Annotated in this window: 14 protein-coding genes; 5 read left to right on the plus strand and 9 right to left on the minus strand. The window is 65.3% G+C overall.

What is annotated here, in order from left to right:
* Positions 1 to 26: 26 nt before the first annotated feature.
* Positions 27 to 779 (minus strand): PIG-L family deacetylase, encoded by a 753-nt coding sequence (locus tag GOACH_RS16335; protein WP_005177020.1) that lies wholly within the window; start codon positions 777 to 779, stop codon positions 27 to 29.
* Between the two features lie 207 nt (positions 780 to 986).
* On the opposite strand from GOACH_RS16335, the gene htpG reads away from it, so the two are divergent.
* Together htpG and GOACH_RS16345 are read left to right on the plus strand one after the other, a co-directional pair.
* The gene (gene htpG / locus GOACH_RS16340) at positions 987 to 2,969 is read left to right on the plus strand and encodes a molecular chaperone HtpG (RefSeq protein WP_005177023.1); all 1,983 of its coding nucleotides are present in this window, start codon (positions 987 to 989) and stop codon (positions 2,967 to 2,969) included.
* Between the two features lie 163 nt (positions 2,970 to 3,132).
* Positions 3,133 to 4,620, plus strand: a complete 1,488-nt coding sequence (locus GOACH_RS16345; protein ID WP_005177025.1) for a DUF4878 domain-containing protein — start codon at positions 3,133 to 3,135, stop codon at positions 4,618 to 4,620.
* Positions 4,621 to 4,668: 48 nt separating this feature from the next.
* On the opposite strand, the gene GOACH_RS16350 is transcribed toward GOACH_RS16345, so the two are convergent.
* Both GOACH_RS16350 and GOACH_RS16355 read right to left on the minus strand, forming a co-directional pair.
* Positions 4,669 to 5,604: an N-acetylglucosamine kinase gene (locus tag GOACH_RS16350; RefSeq protein ID WP_005177028.1), complete on the minus strand. Its 936-nt coding sequence runs from the start codon at positions 5,602 to 5,604 to the stop codon at positions 4,669 to 4,671.
* A gap of 27 nt (positions 5,605 to 5,631) precedes the next feature.
* Positions 5,632 to 6,111, minus strand: a complete 480-nt coding sequence (locus GOACH_RS16355) for a hypothetical protein (RefSeq protein WP_245551922.1) — start codon at positions 6,109 to 6,111, stop codon at positions 5,632 to 5,634.
* A 205-nt stretch (positions 6,112 to 6,316) separates the two neighbouring features.
* On the opposite strand from GOACH_RS16355, the gene GOACH_RS16360 reads away from it, so the two are divergent.
* Positions 6,317 to 6,793 (plus strand): nitroreductase family deazaflavin-dependent oxidoreductase, encoded by a 477-nt coding sequence (locus GOACH_RS16360; RefSeq protein ID WP_005177033.1) that lies wholly within the window; start codon positions 6,317 to 6,319, stop codon positions 6,791 to 6,793.
* A 40-nt stretch (positions 6,794 to 6,833) separates the two neighbouring features.
* Here GOACH_RS16360 and GOACH_RS16365 read toward each other — a convergent pair whose 3' ends face one another.
* Together GOACH_RS16365 and GOACH_RS16370 are read right to left on the minus strand one after the other, a co-directional pair.
* Positions 6,834 to 7,676, minus strand: a complete 843-nt coding sequence (locus tag GOACH_RS16365) for a crotonase/enoyl-CoA hydratase family protein (RefSeq protein WP_005177035.1) — start codon at positions 7,674 to 7,676, stop codon at positions 6,834 to 6,836.
* Between the two features lie 10 nt (positions 7,677 to 7,686).
* A complete protein-coding gene (locus tag GOACH_RS16370) occupies positions 7,687 to 8,793 on the minus strand; it encodes an NAD(P)H-dependent amine dehydrogenase family protein (RefSeq protein ID WP_005177037.1) in 1,107 nt (368 codons plus the stop codon).
* Between the two features lie 128 nt (positions 8,794 to 8,921).
* Here GOACH_RS16370 and GOACH_RS16375 point away from each other — a divergent pair, with 128 nt between their 5' ends.
* Positions 8,922 to 9,656 (plus strand): glucose 1-dehydrogenase, encoded by a 735-nt coding sequence (locus GOACH_RS16375; RefSeq protein WP_005177041.1) that lies wholly within the window; start codon positions 8,922 to 8,924, stop codon positions 9,654 to 9,656.
* A 13-nt stretch (positions 9,657 to 9,669) separates the two neighbouring features.
* On the opposite strand, the gene GOACH_RS16380 is transcribed toward GOACH_RS16375, so the two are convergent.
* The 4 genes from GOACH_RS16380 to GOACH_RS16395 all read right to left on the minus strand — a co-directional run bounded on the left by GOACH_RS16380 (position 9,670) and on the right by GOACH_RS16395 (position 13,893).
* On the minus strand, positions 9,670 to 10,644 hold the full coding sequence (locus GOACH_RS16380; RefSeq protein ID WP_005177043.1) for a bile acid:sodium symporter: 975 nt from the start codon (positions 10,642 to 10,644) through the stop codon (positions 9,670 to 9,672).
* 65 nt (positions 10,645 to 10,709) lie between these two features.
* Entirely contained in the window at positions 10,710 to 11,342 is a 633-nt protein-coding gene (gene upp / locus GOACH_RS16385) for a uracil phosphoribosyltransferase (protein WP_005177045.1), read from the minus strand.
* 26 nt (positions 11,343 to 11,368) lie between these two features.
* Positions 11,369 to 12,613 (minus strand): URC4/urg3 family protein, encoded by a 1,245-nt coding sequence (locus GOACH_RS16390; RefSeq protein ID WP_005177047.1) that lies wholly within the window; start codon positions 12,611 to 12,613, stop codon positions 11,369 to 11,371.
* Positions 12,610 to 13,893 carry a GTP cyclohydrolase II gene (locus GOACH_RS16395; RefSeq protein WP_052004044.1) on the minus strand — a complete coding sequence of 428 codons (1,284 nt, stop codon included), beginning with the start codon at positions 13,891 to 13,893 and terminating at the stop codon, positions 12,610 to 12,612. Before GOACH_RS16395 ends, GOACH_RS16390 begins: the two co-directional genes overlap by 4 nt.
* Positions 13,894 to 14,301: 408 nt before the next feature.
* On the opposite strand from GOACH_RS16395, the gene GOACH_RS16400 reads away from it, so the two are divergent.
* Positions 14,302 to 14,853: an FBP domain-containing protein gene (locus GOACH_RS16400; RefSeq protein WP_005177052.1), complete on the plus strand. Its 552-nt coding sequence runs from the start codon at positions 14,302 to 14,304 to the stop codon at positions 14,851 to 14,853.
* Positions 14,854 to 14,901: the final 48 nt, after the last annotated feature.

Below are 14,901 nucleotides of genomic sequence, written 5' to 3' on the forward strand. Positions count from 1 at the left end.
GCGGACCGGCTCGGGCGGCCTCTGTCTCAGATGTCGCAGCCGTCGGCGGTGAGATCCCGACGGATGTAGCATTCGGTGCCCAATGCCAGATCACGTTGTGCGCGCGGCAGACTCATCAACGACGCGACGGTCGACCTTCTGGCGAGTTCTGTCCTGTGTGATTCGATGGCACGCACCTTGTGCCCGATCCATTCCGAGACATCCAGTTGGAGCCCCAACATCTGAGTCGGCGTTCCGGGGAAGTCGCCCGGCTCCAGCCGCGGGAACAGTTCGTCGGCGAGTGCGTCGACCATCCAGTCGGCGATGGTCGCGAAGTACAGGGAGCGCACCTGCCATGCGGGAGCCGAATCACGGTAGAGCGTCGGGGTCGCCGCCGCATCCGCTGCCGCGCACGTCAGTCGGTGGGCCCTGATGTGGTCGGGGTGCCCATAGATCCCGTAGGGGTCGTAGGTGACGAGGACATCGGGGCGATATCGGCGGATGTGCGACGCCAATTCGGCGACCTCGGAATCGAACGAGGCATCGCAGAGCCGTTCGCGGCCCGGCGCCGACTCGGGAACCTTCAGGTCTGCGTAGTCGAGCAGGATCGGTTCGTCGGGTACACCGAGCTCCTTGAGCGCATCGAGCAACTCGCGGTGCCGTGGAGTGCCCGATACCCACGTGCACATCACCACCGCCACCTCGCCGCCCATGGCCACCTGGCGAGCGATCAGGCCACCCGTCCACAGCGACTCGTCGTCGGGGTGTGCGTGAACGAACATGATGCGCGGCGTCGACATGCTTCGCTTTCTGCGACTCGGTGGGGCGGCGGGCGTTGACGTCGGTGACGCCTGGAGATACTGCTCCAGGCGTGCCGACCCTCCTCAGGGTACTGCGCGCACCGTCGGTAAAATCCTGACGTCGTCGCGGCACGCCTCGTGTGGGGTGGTGACGGCATCGAATCGGCAGACAACACACGCACAGTCGTACTGATCCGGAGGCTAACGATGAGCACTCAGTCGGAAACCCGCGAGTTCCAGGCAGAGACCCGACAGTTGTTGGACCTGATGGTCCACTCGGTGTACTCCGACAAGGACAGCTTTCTGCGGGAGCTGATCTCGAACGCGTCCGACGCGCTCGACAAACTCAGGCTCGAATCGCTCGTCGACAAGGATCTCGACGTCGACACCTCCGATCTGCACATCACGCTCGACCCACACGCCGGCGACGAAGACGGCTCCGAGCGCACCCTCACCGTGCGTGACAACGGCATCGGGATGTCTCGCGACGAGGTCGTCGGACTCATCGGCACACTCGCTCGCTCTGGCACCGCCGAGTTGCGTGCCAAACTCGCGCAGGCCTCGGATTCTGCGGCGACAGAAGAGCTGATCGGCCAGTTCGGCATCGGCTTCTATTCGACGTTCATGGTCGCCGACAAGGTCACGCTCGTCACCCGCAAGGCCGGCGAGCAGACCGGAACCCGTTGGGAGTCAACGGGCGACGGTACCTACACCATCTCCGACGTCGACGACGCACCGCAGGGAACGTCGGTGACGCTGACACTCAAGCCCGCGGACGCCGAGAATCATCTCTACGACTACACCGACCAGACGAAGCTGCGAGCACTCGTCAAGCGCTACTCCGACTTCATCGCGTGGCCGATCCGTATGGACGTGGAGAAGACGACGACCACGCCCGCAGAGAACGAGGGCGACGAGCCGGTCACCACGACCACCACAGAGACCGAGACCGTCAATTCGATGAAGGCCCTGTGGTCGCGGTCGCGTGACGAGGTCTCCGATGAGGAGTACAAGGAGTTCTACCGCCACGTCGCGCACGCGTGGGACGATCCGCTCGAGATCATCACCCTCAAAGCCGAGGGAACGTTCGAATACCAGGCACTGCTGTTCATTCCGTCGCAGGCGCCGTTCGATCTGTTCATGCGCGAACGCACGGGTGGCGTCCAGCTCTACGTCAAGCGCGTGTTCATCATGGACGACTGCGACGAGTTGATGCCTGAGTACCTGCGCTTCGTCAAGGGCGTCGTCGACGCCGCCGATCTCTCGCTCAACGTATCCCGGGAGATCCTGCAGCAGGATCGACAGATCAGGGCGATCCGTCGTCGACTCACCAAGAAGGTCATCTCGACAGTCGACGAGATGCGCGCCTCCCGACCTGACGACTACCGCACCTTCTGGGACAACTTCGGACGGGTCTTCAAGGAGGGGCTCGTCAACGACATCGACAACCGTGATGCCCTCCTCAAGGCATCTGCGTTCGAGACCAGCCGTGGCGCAGACGAACTGACCTCGTTGGCCGACTACGTCGGCCGGATGCCCGAGGCGCAGAAGTCGATCTTCTACCTCACGGGTGAGTCGCGTCAGCAGATCGAGAACTCTCCGCACATGGAGGCGTTCCGGGCCAAGGGCATCGAGGTGCTCTTCCTGCACGACCCCGTCGACGAGATGTGGGTGTCGAGTGGCGTCGAGTTCGACGGTAAGCCGTTCCGTTCGATCGCCAAGGGCGAGGTGGATCTCGACGACATCGACGGCGACTCGAGTACTTCCGAGGAGTCCTCGAATGCCCGCGACACCGAGTTCGAAGAATTGCTCGGCTGGCTCGGCGAGACGCTGGACGCCGACGTCAGCGAGGCACGGCTCTCGCACCGCCTCACCGAGTCGGCTGCATGTCTCGTCGGCGACACCTACTCGATGTCGCCGCAGCTCGAGCGCCTCTATCGCGCTTCGGGTCAGGAACTGCCGAAGACCAAACGCGCGCTCGAACTCAATCCCGATCATCCGCTGGTCAGTGGGCTCAATGCTGCGTTCAAGGCCGACGCCGACCACTCCCGGCTCGCCACCACCGCGAAGCTCGTCTACGGCATGGCGTTGATCGCTGAGGGCGGCGAACTCGACGACCCTGCCGACTTCGCGCGTCTGCTGGCGGCGACGCTCACCGAGTCGGTGAACCCGAGCAGTGACCGTGAGTAGTGACCCTGAGCGATGACAGCTGAGTAGCCGTCATTCGCTGGTCCGACCCGACCACTGTTGGTCGCTCATGTTCGTTTAAGGTAAGTCCGATTCCGACGACCCGACAGCGAGAGCGACAAGCCACAGTGGCCGCCCGCGGGCACAGACAAGGGGAGATGCCGCAGTGAGTTATCCGCACGATCCGTTTCGGCCAGGGGAGCCGGCCGCTCAGGGCTCGCCGGGCGAATCCGGTCACCCGCCCGAGCAGGGGTCGTCGACGCCACCAGCTCAGCCGCAGCAGTATTCGCACCCCGATCCCGGCCGGCCGGACCACAGCCAGTCGGGTCCCGCGCAATCGGGCGCTGCCGCACCGAACGTGACGCAGCCCGGGTATGGGCAGTCGGGATACGGGCAGGGCGGATACGAGCAGTGGCAGTCGGCACCGACCGGTGCGGCCGACCCCACAGTGAACTTCGGCGGGCAACCGCAGCAAGGGGTCGACGCGTCCAGCGGCCAGCAGTCGTTCGGTCAGCCCCAGTACGGTCAGCCCCAGTACGGGCAACCTCAGGTGGGGCAGCCGCAATACGGACAACCTCAGGTGGGGCAGCCGCAGTACGGGCAGCCCCAGTTCGGACAACCGCAGGGTTACGCACAGCAACCGGAAGGCGCATGGGGCGCCCAGCCTGCGATGGCGGGGGGAGTACCGCCACAGGCGAAGCAGAAGAACAAGCGTCTCCTGCTCATCGGGATCGGTGTCGGTGTGCTCGTGGTGATCATCGCGCTCGTGACGACGTTGATCGTCGTGTTCACGGGTGACTCGGGTCCGGGCGGCTCACCGAAGGCCGCTGTCCAGACCTACCTCGAGGGGCTCTCTGCCGGTGACGCCAAGAAGGCGCTGAGTGTCGTCCGTACGCCGCCGTCGGATAAGTTGCTCACCGACGAGGTACTGAAGAAGCAGCAGGCGGCAGCCAAGATCTCGGAGATCAACGTCCGCGAACCCTCGACATCGCTGCCGACGATGGCCACCGTGAAGGCCACGTACAAGTTCGGCGATCGCAACGCCGACATCGATTTCATGCTCAAGAAGTCCGACGGCAAGTGGACTGTGGACAATGGCACGATTCCCATCGACGTCGACAACGCGCGTGTTCCGCAGCTGACAGCATTCGGCGTCGACGTGAGCAAGGACAGCAAGGTGTACGTATTCCCGGGTCCCGTTGAGTGGGGTTCGGGCAACCCGAATTTCTCGGTGAAGGCCGACAGCTCACGAGACTTCCCGCTTGGTCCGACCTACTCGTCCTTCACCTCGTTGAAGACCGAGCTGAGCGATCAGGGCACGAAGGCCGTCGCGACAGCCCTCGATACTTACTTCACGAACTGTGCCGGCTCCACGCAGGCGGATGCGTCCCAGGACAAGCCGGGATGTTCGCAGTCGCTGTATCAGTCTGTGGTTCCGGGCAGTGTCCGCTGGAGCAAGCCGACCGACATCAGCCGGTTGAACATCAGTCAGGATTACGACGACCTCACGAGCGTGAAGGTGTACGGCAGCGTCGAGTGGACGGCCACCTTCATGTCGACGTCGTCGGGGCCGGGCAACGGGACCGATACCGATTTCCTCGATGGAACCGTCAATCTCTCGTCCGCCGAACCCACATTCACTTCGTCTCGGTGAGGCGAGCGATGTCGGGCGGCACGCTGAGCTGACGATGTCTTCCTGCGGTCACCCGGCGCGGTAGATCTCACTCTCGAGCGGGTGGCCCGGCGGAGTGTCCGCAACCCGTGCGACGCCGTCGAGTGAGGTTCCCAGTGGTGATCGGACGACGGCTCCCTGTGCGCGCGTAGCGATCTCGTCGCTCACGTTGTTCCGGATCATGTCGTTGCGGGTGAGAACAGCTCCCATCCAGCTCACGCGAACCGACTCGCCGTCGTGCCATCCGGTGCGCCGTAGTGCCGCGATCACCGATGTGGCGAGCTCTGCGGCCGCATCGCGGAGAACGCCTGCGGCGATGTGGTCGCCACCGTCGGCTTCACGGCCGACGGTGCGCGCGAAACCCGCGATCGAGGCGACATGGTCGGGTGCGGCCTGCAAACGCATGTACAGCTCCGGGAGCGGGCCGAACTCGTCTTCCGCTGCGCGTTGCAGAGTGGTGGCGGCGCCGCGCCCGTCGAATGAGCGCAGCGCCGCGTCGAGTCCCGCACGTCCGATCCAGTACGCGCTGCCCGCATCGCCGATGAGGTGCCCCCATCCGTCGATCCGCGCGGTGCCGAGTTGTCCGACGCCCAACGTCACCACGCCGGTGCCGACGGCGGTGACCACCCCGTGGTCGAAGCCGTTGGCACCCAGATAGGCCGACACCGAATCATGCACCAGGAACACCGAATCCACGCCGAGGTCGGTGGTCAAGGCCAACAACTGTTCGGGACGTGACTGCTCGGGAGTCAATCCCGAGACCCCGACCGCCAACGTTGTCGGGCGAACGGGTGCGTTCGCGAGCGCACGACGCGCAATCTCGGCGACCTGTTCGACGACCGGACGTGAAGTGTAGACAGGGCCGTCGTCGAACTCGGAAGTCCTACCGTCGGCGTCAACGCGGATACGTGCACCACTCTGGCCTCCGTCGATGCTGACGCGACGCGTGCCCGGTTCGGTTGTCATGGCACCTCCCGTCCCGAAACTACTCGCTCATGCGGCGCTTTCGGCGGGTACGGGAATGGTCACGAGTGAGACGTCGTTGGCGCGATGCGTCGGATGAATGGGTACGTCCAGCCGTCCGGCTGCGTCGACGAGGAGCCGCGCCCAGCCCAGATCGCGAGGGGTGATGCCGTCGGAACCGGGGCGACTGAGCAGGAAGGCAAGCGACAGGCGAGTGACCCCGTCGGTCGCCTCGAGTAGTTGGGGCATGAACAGATCGATGAGTCGGGCGCTTGGCACGGTGGGCAGAACCAGGTAGGGCAACACCCCGGGCGCCATACGGTCACCGTCGGCGATCCCGACCCAGAGGCGTGATTCGCTGAATCCGAGCGGTCCCATGAGTGCACGCCAGCGCTGCCGCAACTGCTCGGTCGTGTCGAACGGAAGCTTGAAGGTCTCGATGTCGGGGATCGGATCGGCGGCATTGCCGGACTCGTCTGAGGGGCGCGGTGTGCAGGTGTTGTGGTTCATGTCGACCATCGTCGACCCGACCCCACGTCTGGGTCTTGCCTCCGCTCACAGGTGTGCACGACGACATTGACATACGCGACGTCGACATGGGCGAGGTCGACATAGGTGAGGTCGAGGATCTCTGGCACGCGCGCCGTGCGATCGCTCCGGGTTCCGAACCGTACGACCTCACGGCACCGGGAGACCGACGTGGAACACTGACTGGATGGGCCTGTTGACTCCGCTGGCGATCAAGATCGGATCCATTCCCTGGATGCCGAGGTATCTTCCGCAGATCGTGAAGTGCGACAAGGTGATTGCGGCCATCACATGCCAGCGCTACGGGTTACTCGACATCGCAGGCCTCCCACACGTCACACTGATCGTGCGCGGACGCCGCAGCGGTGTCGAGCGTGCCACGGCGCTACTCGCCGCCCCCACTGCGAGGGGGTGGTTGGTAGCGGGTTCGTATTTCGGTGGGCCCGATACCCCGCAGTGGGTGTACAACCTCCGCGCCGCCGACACCGTTGGTGTGCGCCACGCCGGCGTGACATCGACGGCGACGGTGCACGAACTCGACGGAGACGAGCGCGCGCAGGCGTGGCAGGTGCTGCGCGCGACATGGCCGAACTTCGACCTCTATGAACGGCGGACCGACAGGTTGATTCCGGTGTTCTCACTGGTCACCGGCGACCACGCTTAGGCCGCGACGCCGTCGGGCAGTGCGGTGACAATCAACCGGGTCACGACCCGCTGAACTTCGGATCCCGCTTCTCGAAGACCGCGGTGATCGCCTCGGTGAGATCGTTGCTGGGCAGGAACGCTGCATTCCATACGGCGACGTACCGCAGGTTGTCGGCCACTGCCGCCGAACGCATGTGGTCGAGGACTGCTTTCACACCCTGGACGACGAGCGGAGGATTCGCCGCGATCTGTGCTGCGGTGGTGCGCGCGAGAGCGAGCGAATCGTCGGGCGTCGGGGCGACCTCGTTGATCAGCCCGATGGCGGCGGCGCGTCGCGCATCGATGTCCTTGCCGGTAAGGGCGAGCTCGCGCATGTGGCCGTCGCCGATGATCGCCGGGAGGCGTGCGAGGCTGCCCATGTCGGCCACCATGCCCACCCGCACCTCGCGGACGCTGAATTTGGCATCGTCGCTCGCGTACCGGATGTCGGCCGCGGTGATCAGGTCCACGCCGCCGCCGATGCACCACCCGCTGACCGAGGCGATGACGGGAGTGCGGGAATCGGCGACCGCGTTGATGGCCCGCTGCATGTCGAGGATCGTGTTGTGGAAGTCGGTGCGCGGCTTGGCTTTCGCGTTATCGGCGAGAGCAGGTGCCAGCAGGCCGGACATCGCGGGAAGGTCGAGGCCGTAGGAGAAGTTCTTGCCCGAGCCGGTGATGATGATCGCGCGGACCTCGTCGTCGGCGTCGAGTCCTTCGACGAGCTCGGGAAGCTCGCGCCAGAAATCGGGTCCCATGGCATTGCCCTTGCCCGGGCCGATGAGGCGCACCTCGGCAACGTTGTCGGCTACCTCGACCTCGAAGGCCTTCCACTCACGGTCACTGGCGCTCTGCTCGCTCATGGGGGTCAACTTACCGGAGCGCAGCCCCGTCACTCGGGGCGCCCGCGCCGACGAACACGCCGTCGCCTGTCACCAGCGGCAGATCGAGGGTCGTGCGAATGCCCGCGGGGGCAGCGTGGACTGCGGGTATCGCGTTCACAATGCGTCCCATGGCGGCCACGATGGCTGCGTGGTTGTGGTCGCCCTTGGCACTCGTCGGCATGATGTCCACGCGATACGACGGTTCGCCGACGATCTCGACGCGATAGCAGCCACCTGGTTGCGACGGCTGAGCCCAGTCGGGGCGAAGGTCGCCACGCAGCCTGGTGACGTGCTCGATCACCACCGCCTGCCGCCCCGCGGACATGCCGATGATCTCGAAGTGCACCGCGGCCCTGGTGCCTTTCTCGACAACCCCGGCCGCGATCTCGAACTCTTCTGGTGCAGGCTCACTCTCGTGCTGCTCGAGGATCTCGTCGATGGTGATCCCGAGGCCCGCGGCGAGGATCTGCATCGTCGTTCCCCATGCGAGTCCCAGTATTCCGGGGAGGAAGAGCATCGGTGTCTCGTCGAGGGGTTTGCCGAAGCCCATCACGTCGAACATCACCTCGGCGCCGTCGTAGGTCGCGTAGTCCGCGATCTCCATGCACCGGACCTGGTCGATTCGCTGACATGTGCCTGCGAATACCAATGGGACGAGGTCGTTGGCGAAGCCGGGGTCGACCCCGGTGACGAAGACGCTCGCGTTGTTGTCACGCGCTGCGTTCTCGAGCGCGGAGATCGCCTTCTCCGGCATGACGCCCCAGGGATACTGCAATCCGCCCGGCGCGGAGCCGACGACGTCGATACCCGCCGACACGAGCGCGACGACGTCGTTGAAGGCGTCGACCGGGCGCGTGTCACCCATGGCGCAATAGACGACGACATCGGGCGACAGCGCGATGATCGAGTCCAGATCGTCGACCGCGGCGATGCCTGTGGTGGTTCCGACACCTGCGAGCACCCCGGCGTCGATGCCCACCTTGTCCGGGTTGTGTACACAGACGGCGACGAGGTCGAAACGACTGTCGTCGATGAGTTGGGTCAGCGCGAGCTTCCCCGCGTTGCCGGTGCCGACGAGAGCGACGCTGATCGTCATGTGTCGATGCCTCCTGGAAGTGTGGTGTACATCTGTCCGGACTGATGTCCATATCAGTAGAACATGACCGGGGAGATCTTGGTAGAACGTGTTCTCATTCAGGCTCTCAGCAGGTACTGTGTGTCGCCATGGGACGTGTTGACGGCAAGGTGGCAATCATTACCGGAGGCGCCCGCGGTACGGGCGCTGAGCATGCGCGAGCGCTCGTCGCCGAGGGCGGCAAGGTGGTCATCGGTGACATCCTCGACGACGAGGGCAAGGCATTGGCGGCTCAGATCGGAGAATCCGCGCGGTATGTGCGCCTCGATGTCACCTCGCCCGACGACTGGCAGGCCGCGGTGGCCACCGCTGTCGACGATTTCGGCAAGGTCAACGTTCTGGTCAACAACGCGGGCATCGTCAACGGCTCGACGGTCCAGCAGTTCCGCCTGGACAAGTGGAAGCAGATCATCGACGTCAATCTGACGGGCACGTTCCTCGGTATCCAGTCGGTGGCTGATCCGATGATCGCCGCGGGGGGCGGTTCCATCATCAACGTGTCGTCGGTGGAGGGGCTGCGTGGTAGTCCGTGGGCGCACGGCTATGTCGCGTCGAAGTGGGGGGTGCGTGGACTGGCCAAGTCGGCGGCTCTCGAGCTCGCGCCGCACAACGTGCGGGTCAACTCCATCCATCCAGGCCTGGTCCGGACGCCGATGACGGAGGGTTTGCCCGAGGACATGGTCAAGGTGCCGCTCGGACGCGCGGCGGAGTCGAGTGAGGTGTCGACCTTTGTGGTCTTCCTCGCCAGTGACGAATCGTCGTACGCGACCGGTGCCGAATTCGTCATGGACGGTGGACTTTCCGCGGACGTGCCCCATAAATAGAGGCGATGCTCGGTCACCGCTCCCGCGGATATGAGCGAGCGCGGATGAGTAGCGGGATGACCCGCACGAACACCACCATCCCGACCAGTTCGACCGCTGTCTGGGCCACCACCGCGGTGGCCGCGAGTCGGGCACCCTCGTCCAGCGACAGCGCAAGCGGCAACACCACCAACGAGTTTCGTGTCGCTCCGGAGAAGGCGACGGCCCGGATCGACCCCGTGTCGAGCCTGAGGGCTCGTCCGATGATCCACCCGATCGCGGGCATGAGCACGAGGAACACCACGTAGATCCACAACGCGCCTGCGACTGTCGAGAGGTCGGCGCCGAGCCGAGCCACCTGCGACGCGGCGACCAGTGCCACAACCAACGCCATCAGAGGCACCATGGCGATCTCGAGCCGACGCACCGTCGCCTCCCGCGCCGTGCTGTTGTGTGCCCACCACTGGACTGCCCACGCGCACATCAGCGGTACGACGATCAGCGACACGAAGGCCACCGCGAAAGGCGTCGGGTCTATGGTGTCGACCGATCCCCGGCCGTCGATCATCGTGAGATAGACGGGCAGCAGCAGAAATTGGGCGACAAGCAGCAGCGGCGTCGCGGCGAGCAGTCGATCGCTGCGGGCGCCGGCGAGTCCGCTGAAGACGATCACGTAGTCGACGCAGGGGCAGAGCAGAACGATCAACATGCCGAGTCGAACGGGATCGGATTCAGGCATTGCGAGGGCAAGCACCGCGACCACCGCGGGGACGGCCACGAAATTGATGGCGACAAGCGCGAGGGTAAAACGCCAGTCACGCCACGCGGTCACCAACCCCGCCACGGGTACCTGCAGAAAAGTCAGGAAGAGCAGCGCCGCGAGCGCCGGTGTCACGAGGTGTTCGGCCACCGCGGGAACTCGTGAGGTCAGCGTTCCGGCGAGGCCGCCCGCGACGAACGCACACAGGTAGATGGCGACCTGGTGGCGCTCTAACGATGTCCTCCGCAACCACGTCCTCACCGCAACGTTGTCCTCACCGCGAAAGCGTACTCACGGTCGGGTGCGGCGAGTCCTCACTGGGTGCCGAAGATCCGATCGCCGGCGTCGCCGAGTCCGGGAAGGATGTAACCGTCGTCGTTGAGCTCGCGGTCCATGGCGGCCGCGTACACGGAGACGTCGGGATGAGCGTCGTGCAGTGCTTTCACCCCCTCGGGACAGGTGAGCAGGCAGACGAAACGGATCGAACGCGGTTGGTACTCCTTGATCCGGTCGACAGCCGCGATCGCGGAGTGTCCGGTGGCCAGCAGCGGATCGACTACGACGACGTCGCGTTCGGAGAGTTCCTTGGGCATCTTGAAGTAGTACTCGACGGCGATGTGCGTCTTCGGGTCCCGATACAGCCCGATGTGTCCGATCCGAGCGCCCGGCACCACGGCGAGCATTCCGTCCGCAATCGATGTCCCGGCACGCAGAATCGACGCGAAGACCAGCTTCTTGCCGTCGATGACCCTGCCGGTCGTCACCTCCATCGGGGTCTCGACCTTGATCTCGTGCATCGGGATGTCGGCGAGGACGTCGTAGGCCATCAGGGTGGAGATCTCGTCGAGGAGGCGTCGAAAGTCGTTGGTCGACGTCTCCTTCTGGCGCATCAACGTCAGCTTGTGCTCGACCAGCGGGTGATCGATGAGGTGCAGTGTGCCGCTCATATGTCTGCTCTTCTCGTCCGTGTCGGTCAGAATACGGTGCCGTCGCTGATGATGTGCAGTGGTGGAAGTCCTTGTCGCCGTTGGGCGGCGAGCTCGCGGCCCGCCGCCCACGTGCCGCCCTCGAGAATGCAGGCAAGGGGAGTGCTTCCCACATCGAGTCCGAGCTCCGCACAGACGAGTGGCGCGAGTTCGTCGAGTAGCGCGACGGTCAGCGCTCGCCACTCGACGATGAACTCGTCGTCGACACGCCACTCGCGCGTTGTCCACTGCGCAGGCCGCGGAACGAGGACCCCGGTGTCGAGCAGCAGCCCGCCGTTACGGTATTCGGGCAGCGCGGTCAGGTCGTCGACGCCGGTCAGCGCGATGCCCTCGTCGCCGAATGGCTCGAGCAACGAGTAGGCGAGCCATTGCGACAGTTTGTGGAATGGCATCCATCCGGCGGTATCGCCGACGCCGTCGACGTCGGCGTGACGCCAGCAGTCCCCGAGCGGGTGATCGTCGATCTTGTTGTCGGACGGCCAGATCGGCGCGAAGTGCGTCAATAGGAGGGCAAGAATATCGCCCGCTGCGACACCGCCGGTCTCGTCTGCCAGCGCGTCGCCGAGTCCGCCGGGACGGCCATCTGCCCCGAAGGCGCTCGGGTTCGCCCCGAGTACATCGGCCAACCGGTGGAGCAGCCCGAGCCTGCCCTCGACACCCACGAGGGGATTGTCGCCGGACACCTGAAATGCCTCGGCGAGTCGATCGGAGGTCAGTGCGCGGAGGCCTGCGGCGTCGACGCGCAACGGATCGTCGACCATTCCGGAGAAGAGCCCTCGCGTGAACGCGTGGAAGCTTGCGACGCCGAGACCCTCCGACCGGGCCAGGCGCAGGCCCGTTCCCGGCTCGTCGTAGTGCCACTCGGGACCGGCGCCGGCGTCGAGCAACACACTGACGACCGCGAGGTCGATGCGCGTGCGTATCCGCTGGGTTCGGCTCATCTCGCTCATGCGCTCAGCCAGCGTGCCGACTCTGTCGACGCCCGCTGCCTCGAAGTGGCGCCATCTGCTGTGGAAGGGAATGTCGAGGTCGGGGTAGCGAGAGCGAGTGACGTCGGCGACGAGCCGAACAACTGCGCCGATCGCGTTGTCGTCGACGGTGAACCAGCGGGAATCACCGGAGCGAGCTCGAGCGAGTAACGTGCCGGCGCGCTGGCGGATCGTGTCTGTGCTGCGCAGGACAGCGAGTGGATCGACGGTCGGCTTCGTCGAGCTCGCGTGGGTCGGCGTCATGTGGTCAGACCCCGGCCCTTCGCCTTGCGGAGCTCGTCGGCATCGGGAACCGCGCCGCTGGTGAAGTAACCCGCTGCCGTCTTCGCGTCGATCTCGACGCGCGCATCGTCGGGGATCAGGTAGTCGGGGATGTCGACGCGTTCGCCGACGTCGATGCCGGAGCCCGTGATGGCGTCGTACTTCATGTTGCTCATCGAGACCAGTCGGTCGATCTTGGTGATTCCGAACCAGTGCAAAACGTCGGGCATCAGCTCCTGGAAGCGCATGTCCTGCACTCCCGCAACGCATTCCGTGCGGGCGAAGTACTGATCCGCGGTGTCGCCGCCGACCTGGCGTTTGCGCGCGTTGTAGACGAGGAACTTCGTCACCTCGCCGAGTGCGCGTCCTTCCTTGCGTGAGTACGCCACCAAGCCGACACCGCCGCGCTGTGCGCCGAGAATGCACTCCTCGATGGCGTGGGTGAGATACGGCCTGCAGGTGCAGATGTCGGAGCCGAACACGTCCGAGCCGTTGCATTCATCGTGCACCCGGGCGGTGAGCTCAACGGTCGGGTCGGCGAGGTCGCGCGCGTTGCCGAAGATGTAGACAGTCTGCCCACCAATGGGCGGGAGGAACACGTCGAGATCCGACCTCGTCACCAACTCGGGGTACATCCCGCCGGTCTCCTCGAACAGAACGCGACGCAATTCGGTTTCACTGCAACCGAAACGCTCGGCGACCCCCGGGAGGTACCACACCGGTTCGACCGCGGCCTTCGTCACCAGTGCCGCACCGTTGGGCAGCAGGGTCTCGTCGTCGGGAACCAGTCGTCCCTTCGCGATCGCCTCTGCGATCTCGGGGAGGATGACGTGGGCCTTCGTGATGGCGATGGTGGGCCGGATGTCGTATCCGGCGGCCAGAAGGTCGGGAAACGACTCGGCGATGGTCGCGCCCCACGGGTCGATGCTCACGATGGCCCCGGGGTCGCTCCACTGGGGGTAGGGCCCGACGACATCGGTGGGCGACGTATTCGTCAGGTCGGCGCGGTGCTCGCGCGAGAGTGCTCCGGCGGCCACCGCCAGCGCGCGATACACGCTGTACGAGCCCGAGTGGGTGCCCACGACGTTGCGATGACCACGGGTCGTGGTGGTGGCAATGACAGGTCCGCGCTCCGACGCTGTGGCCGCGCCCCATGTGATCGGCGGGGCATCGACGCCACCACTGTGGGAGGTCAACCGGATATGACCGGGCGGGCGGCCGGACGCAGCGGGTCTGGCATGTGCTCCGGACTCGATCGACACGGGTGCTCCTTCCGCGGGCGGCCCCGGCGGGGCGGTCGGGGCGTCGCTGCCAGCACCGGCCGTCGGGAAAACGCCAGCATAGTCACAATGGGTGGCGGGCGCCCGGCGAGCGATCACGCGGTGCCGTCGGGCACGAAGGCCACTGTCGTGACGTGATGCGTCGACGGGAGTCGACGATTTATCTCGTTGACTTCCGTCGTCGGTGGGCGGCACACTCGAGAGCGTGTCCGCATCATCTGTGCGCACTGCGCGACGTGAGGAGGTTGTCGGCGTGTACGCCGACAACAGATAGCCGTCACCTGTGACCACGCACTCGCCCAACCGGTGAGCGCGTGGCCGATTCATCGCGACATGACTGTGCTTTCCGCGCCGGTGTGGCGTGGCCTCTCACGAACAGGTGACTTCTTCATGCGACATATCTCCGAAAACGAACTGCGCACTTCCCTCGTCAACGCGTCGGTGCGGGAGCGGAGGGAACTCCGCCTGCCCGACGACTTCGATGCACTCGACTGGGATCGGCTCGAGTTCCTGGGATGGCGAGATCCCAGGACTCCGTCGATCGGCTACCTCGTCGTCGACCTCGCGGACGGTCTCGACGTTCCAGCTGATGATTCGGGCGCCGCGCCGGCACAACTTGTCGGGCTGCGCCTGCGGGCGGGCGCGGTGCCGCCGCGCACACGAATTCTGTGCGCGCTGTGTGAGGACGTGTCGCTTCCCAATGACGTCCTGTTGTTCACGGCACGTCGAGTGGGCAGGGCAGGTCGTCGAGGAGACACCCTCGGCACACTCATCTGCTCGCATTTCGAGTGTTCGCGCAATGTTCATCGTCTGCCGTCGTCGGCGATCGCCGGGAAGGAGCGAGAGATGGTGCGCGGCATGCGAATCGATAATCTACGCAAGCGTGTTCGACGATTCGTCGTGCGTGCCGGTGCGGGCGAGACCGGGTCAGACGGAGCCTGAGTCCCACCGCGCGACTGCGGGGCGGTAGACGGGATCGTCCCGACCACC

The sequence above is a fragment of the Gordonia aichiensis NBRC 108223 genome, assembly GCF_000332975.1.
GTDB lineage: Bacteria > Actinomycetota > Actinomycetes > Mycobacteriales > Mycobacteriaceae > Gordonia > Gordonia aichiensis.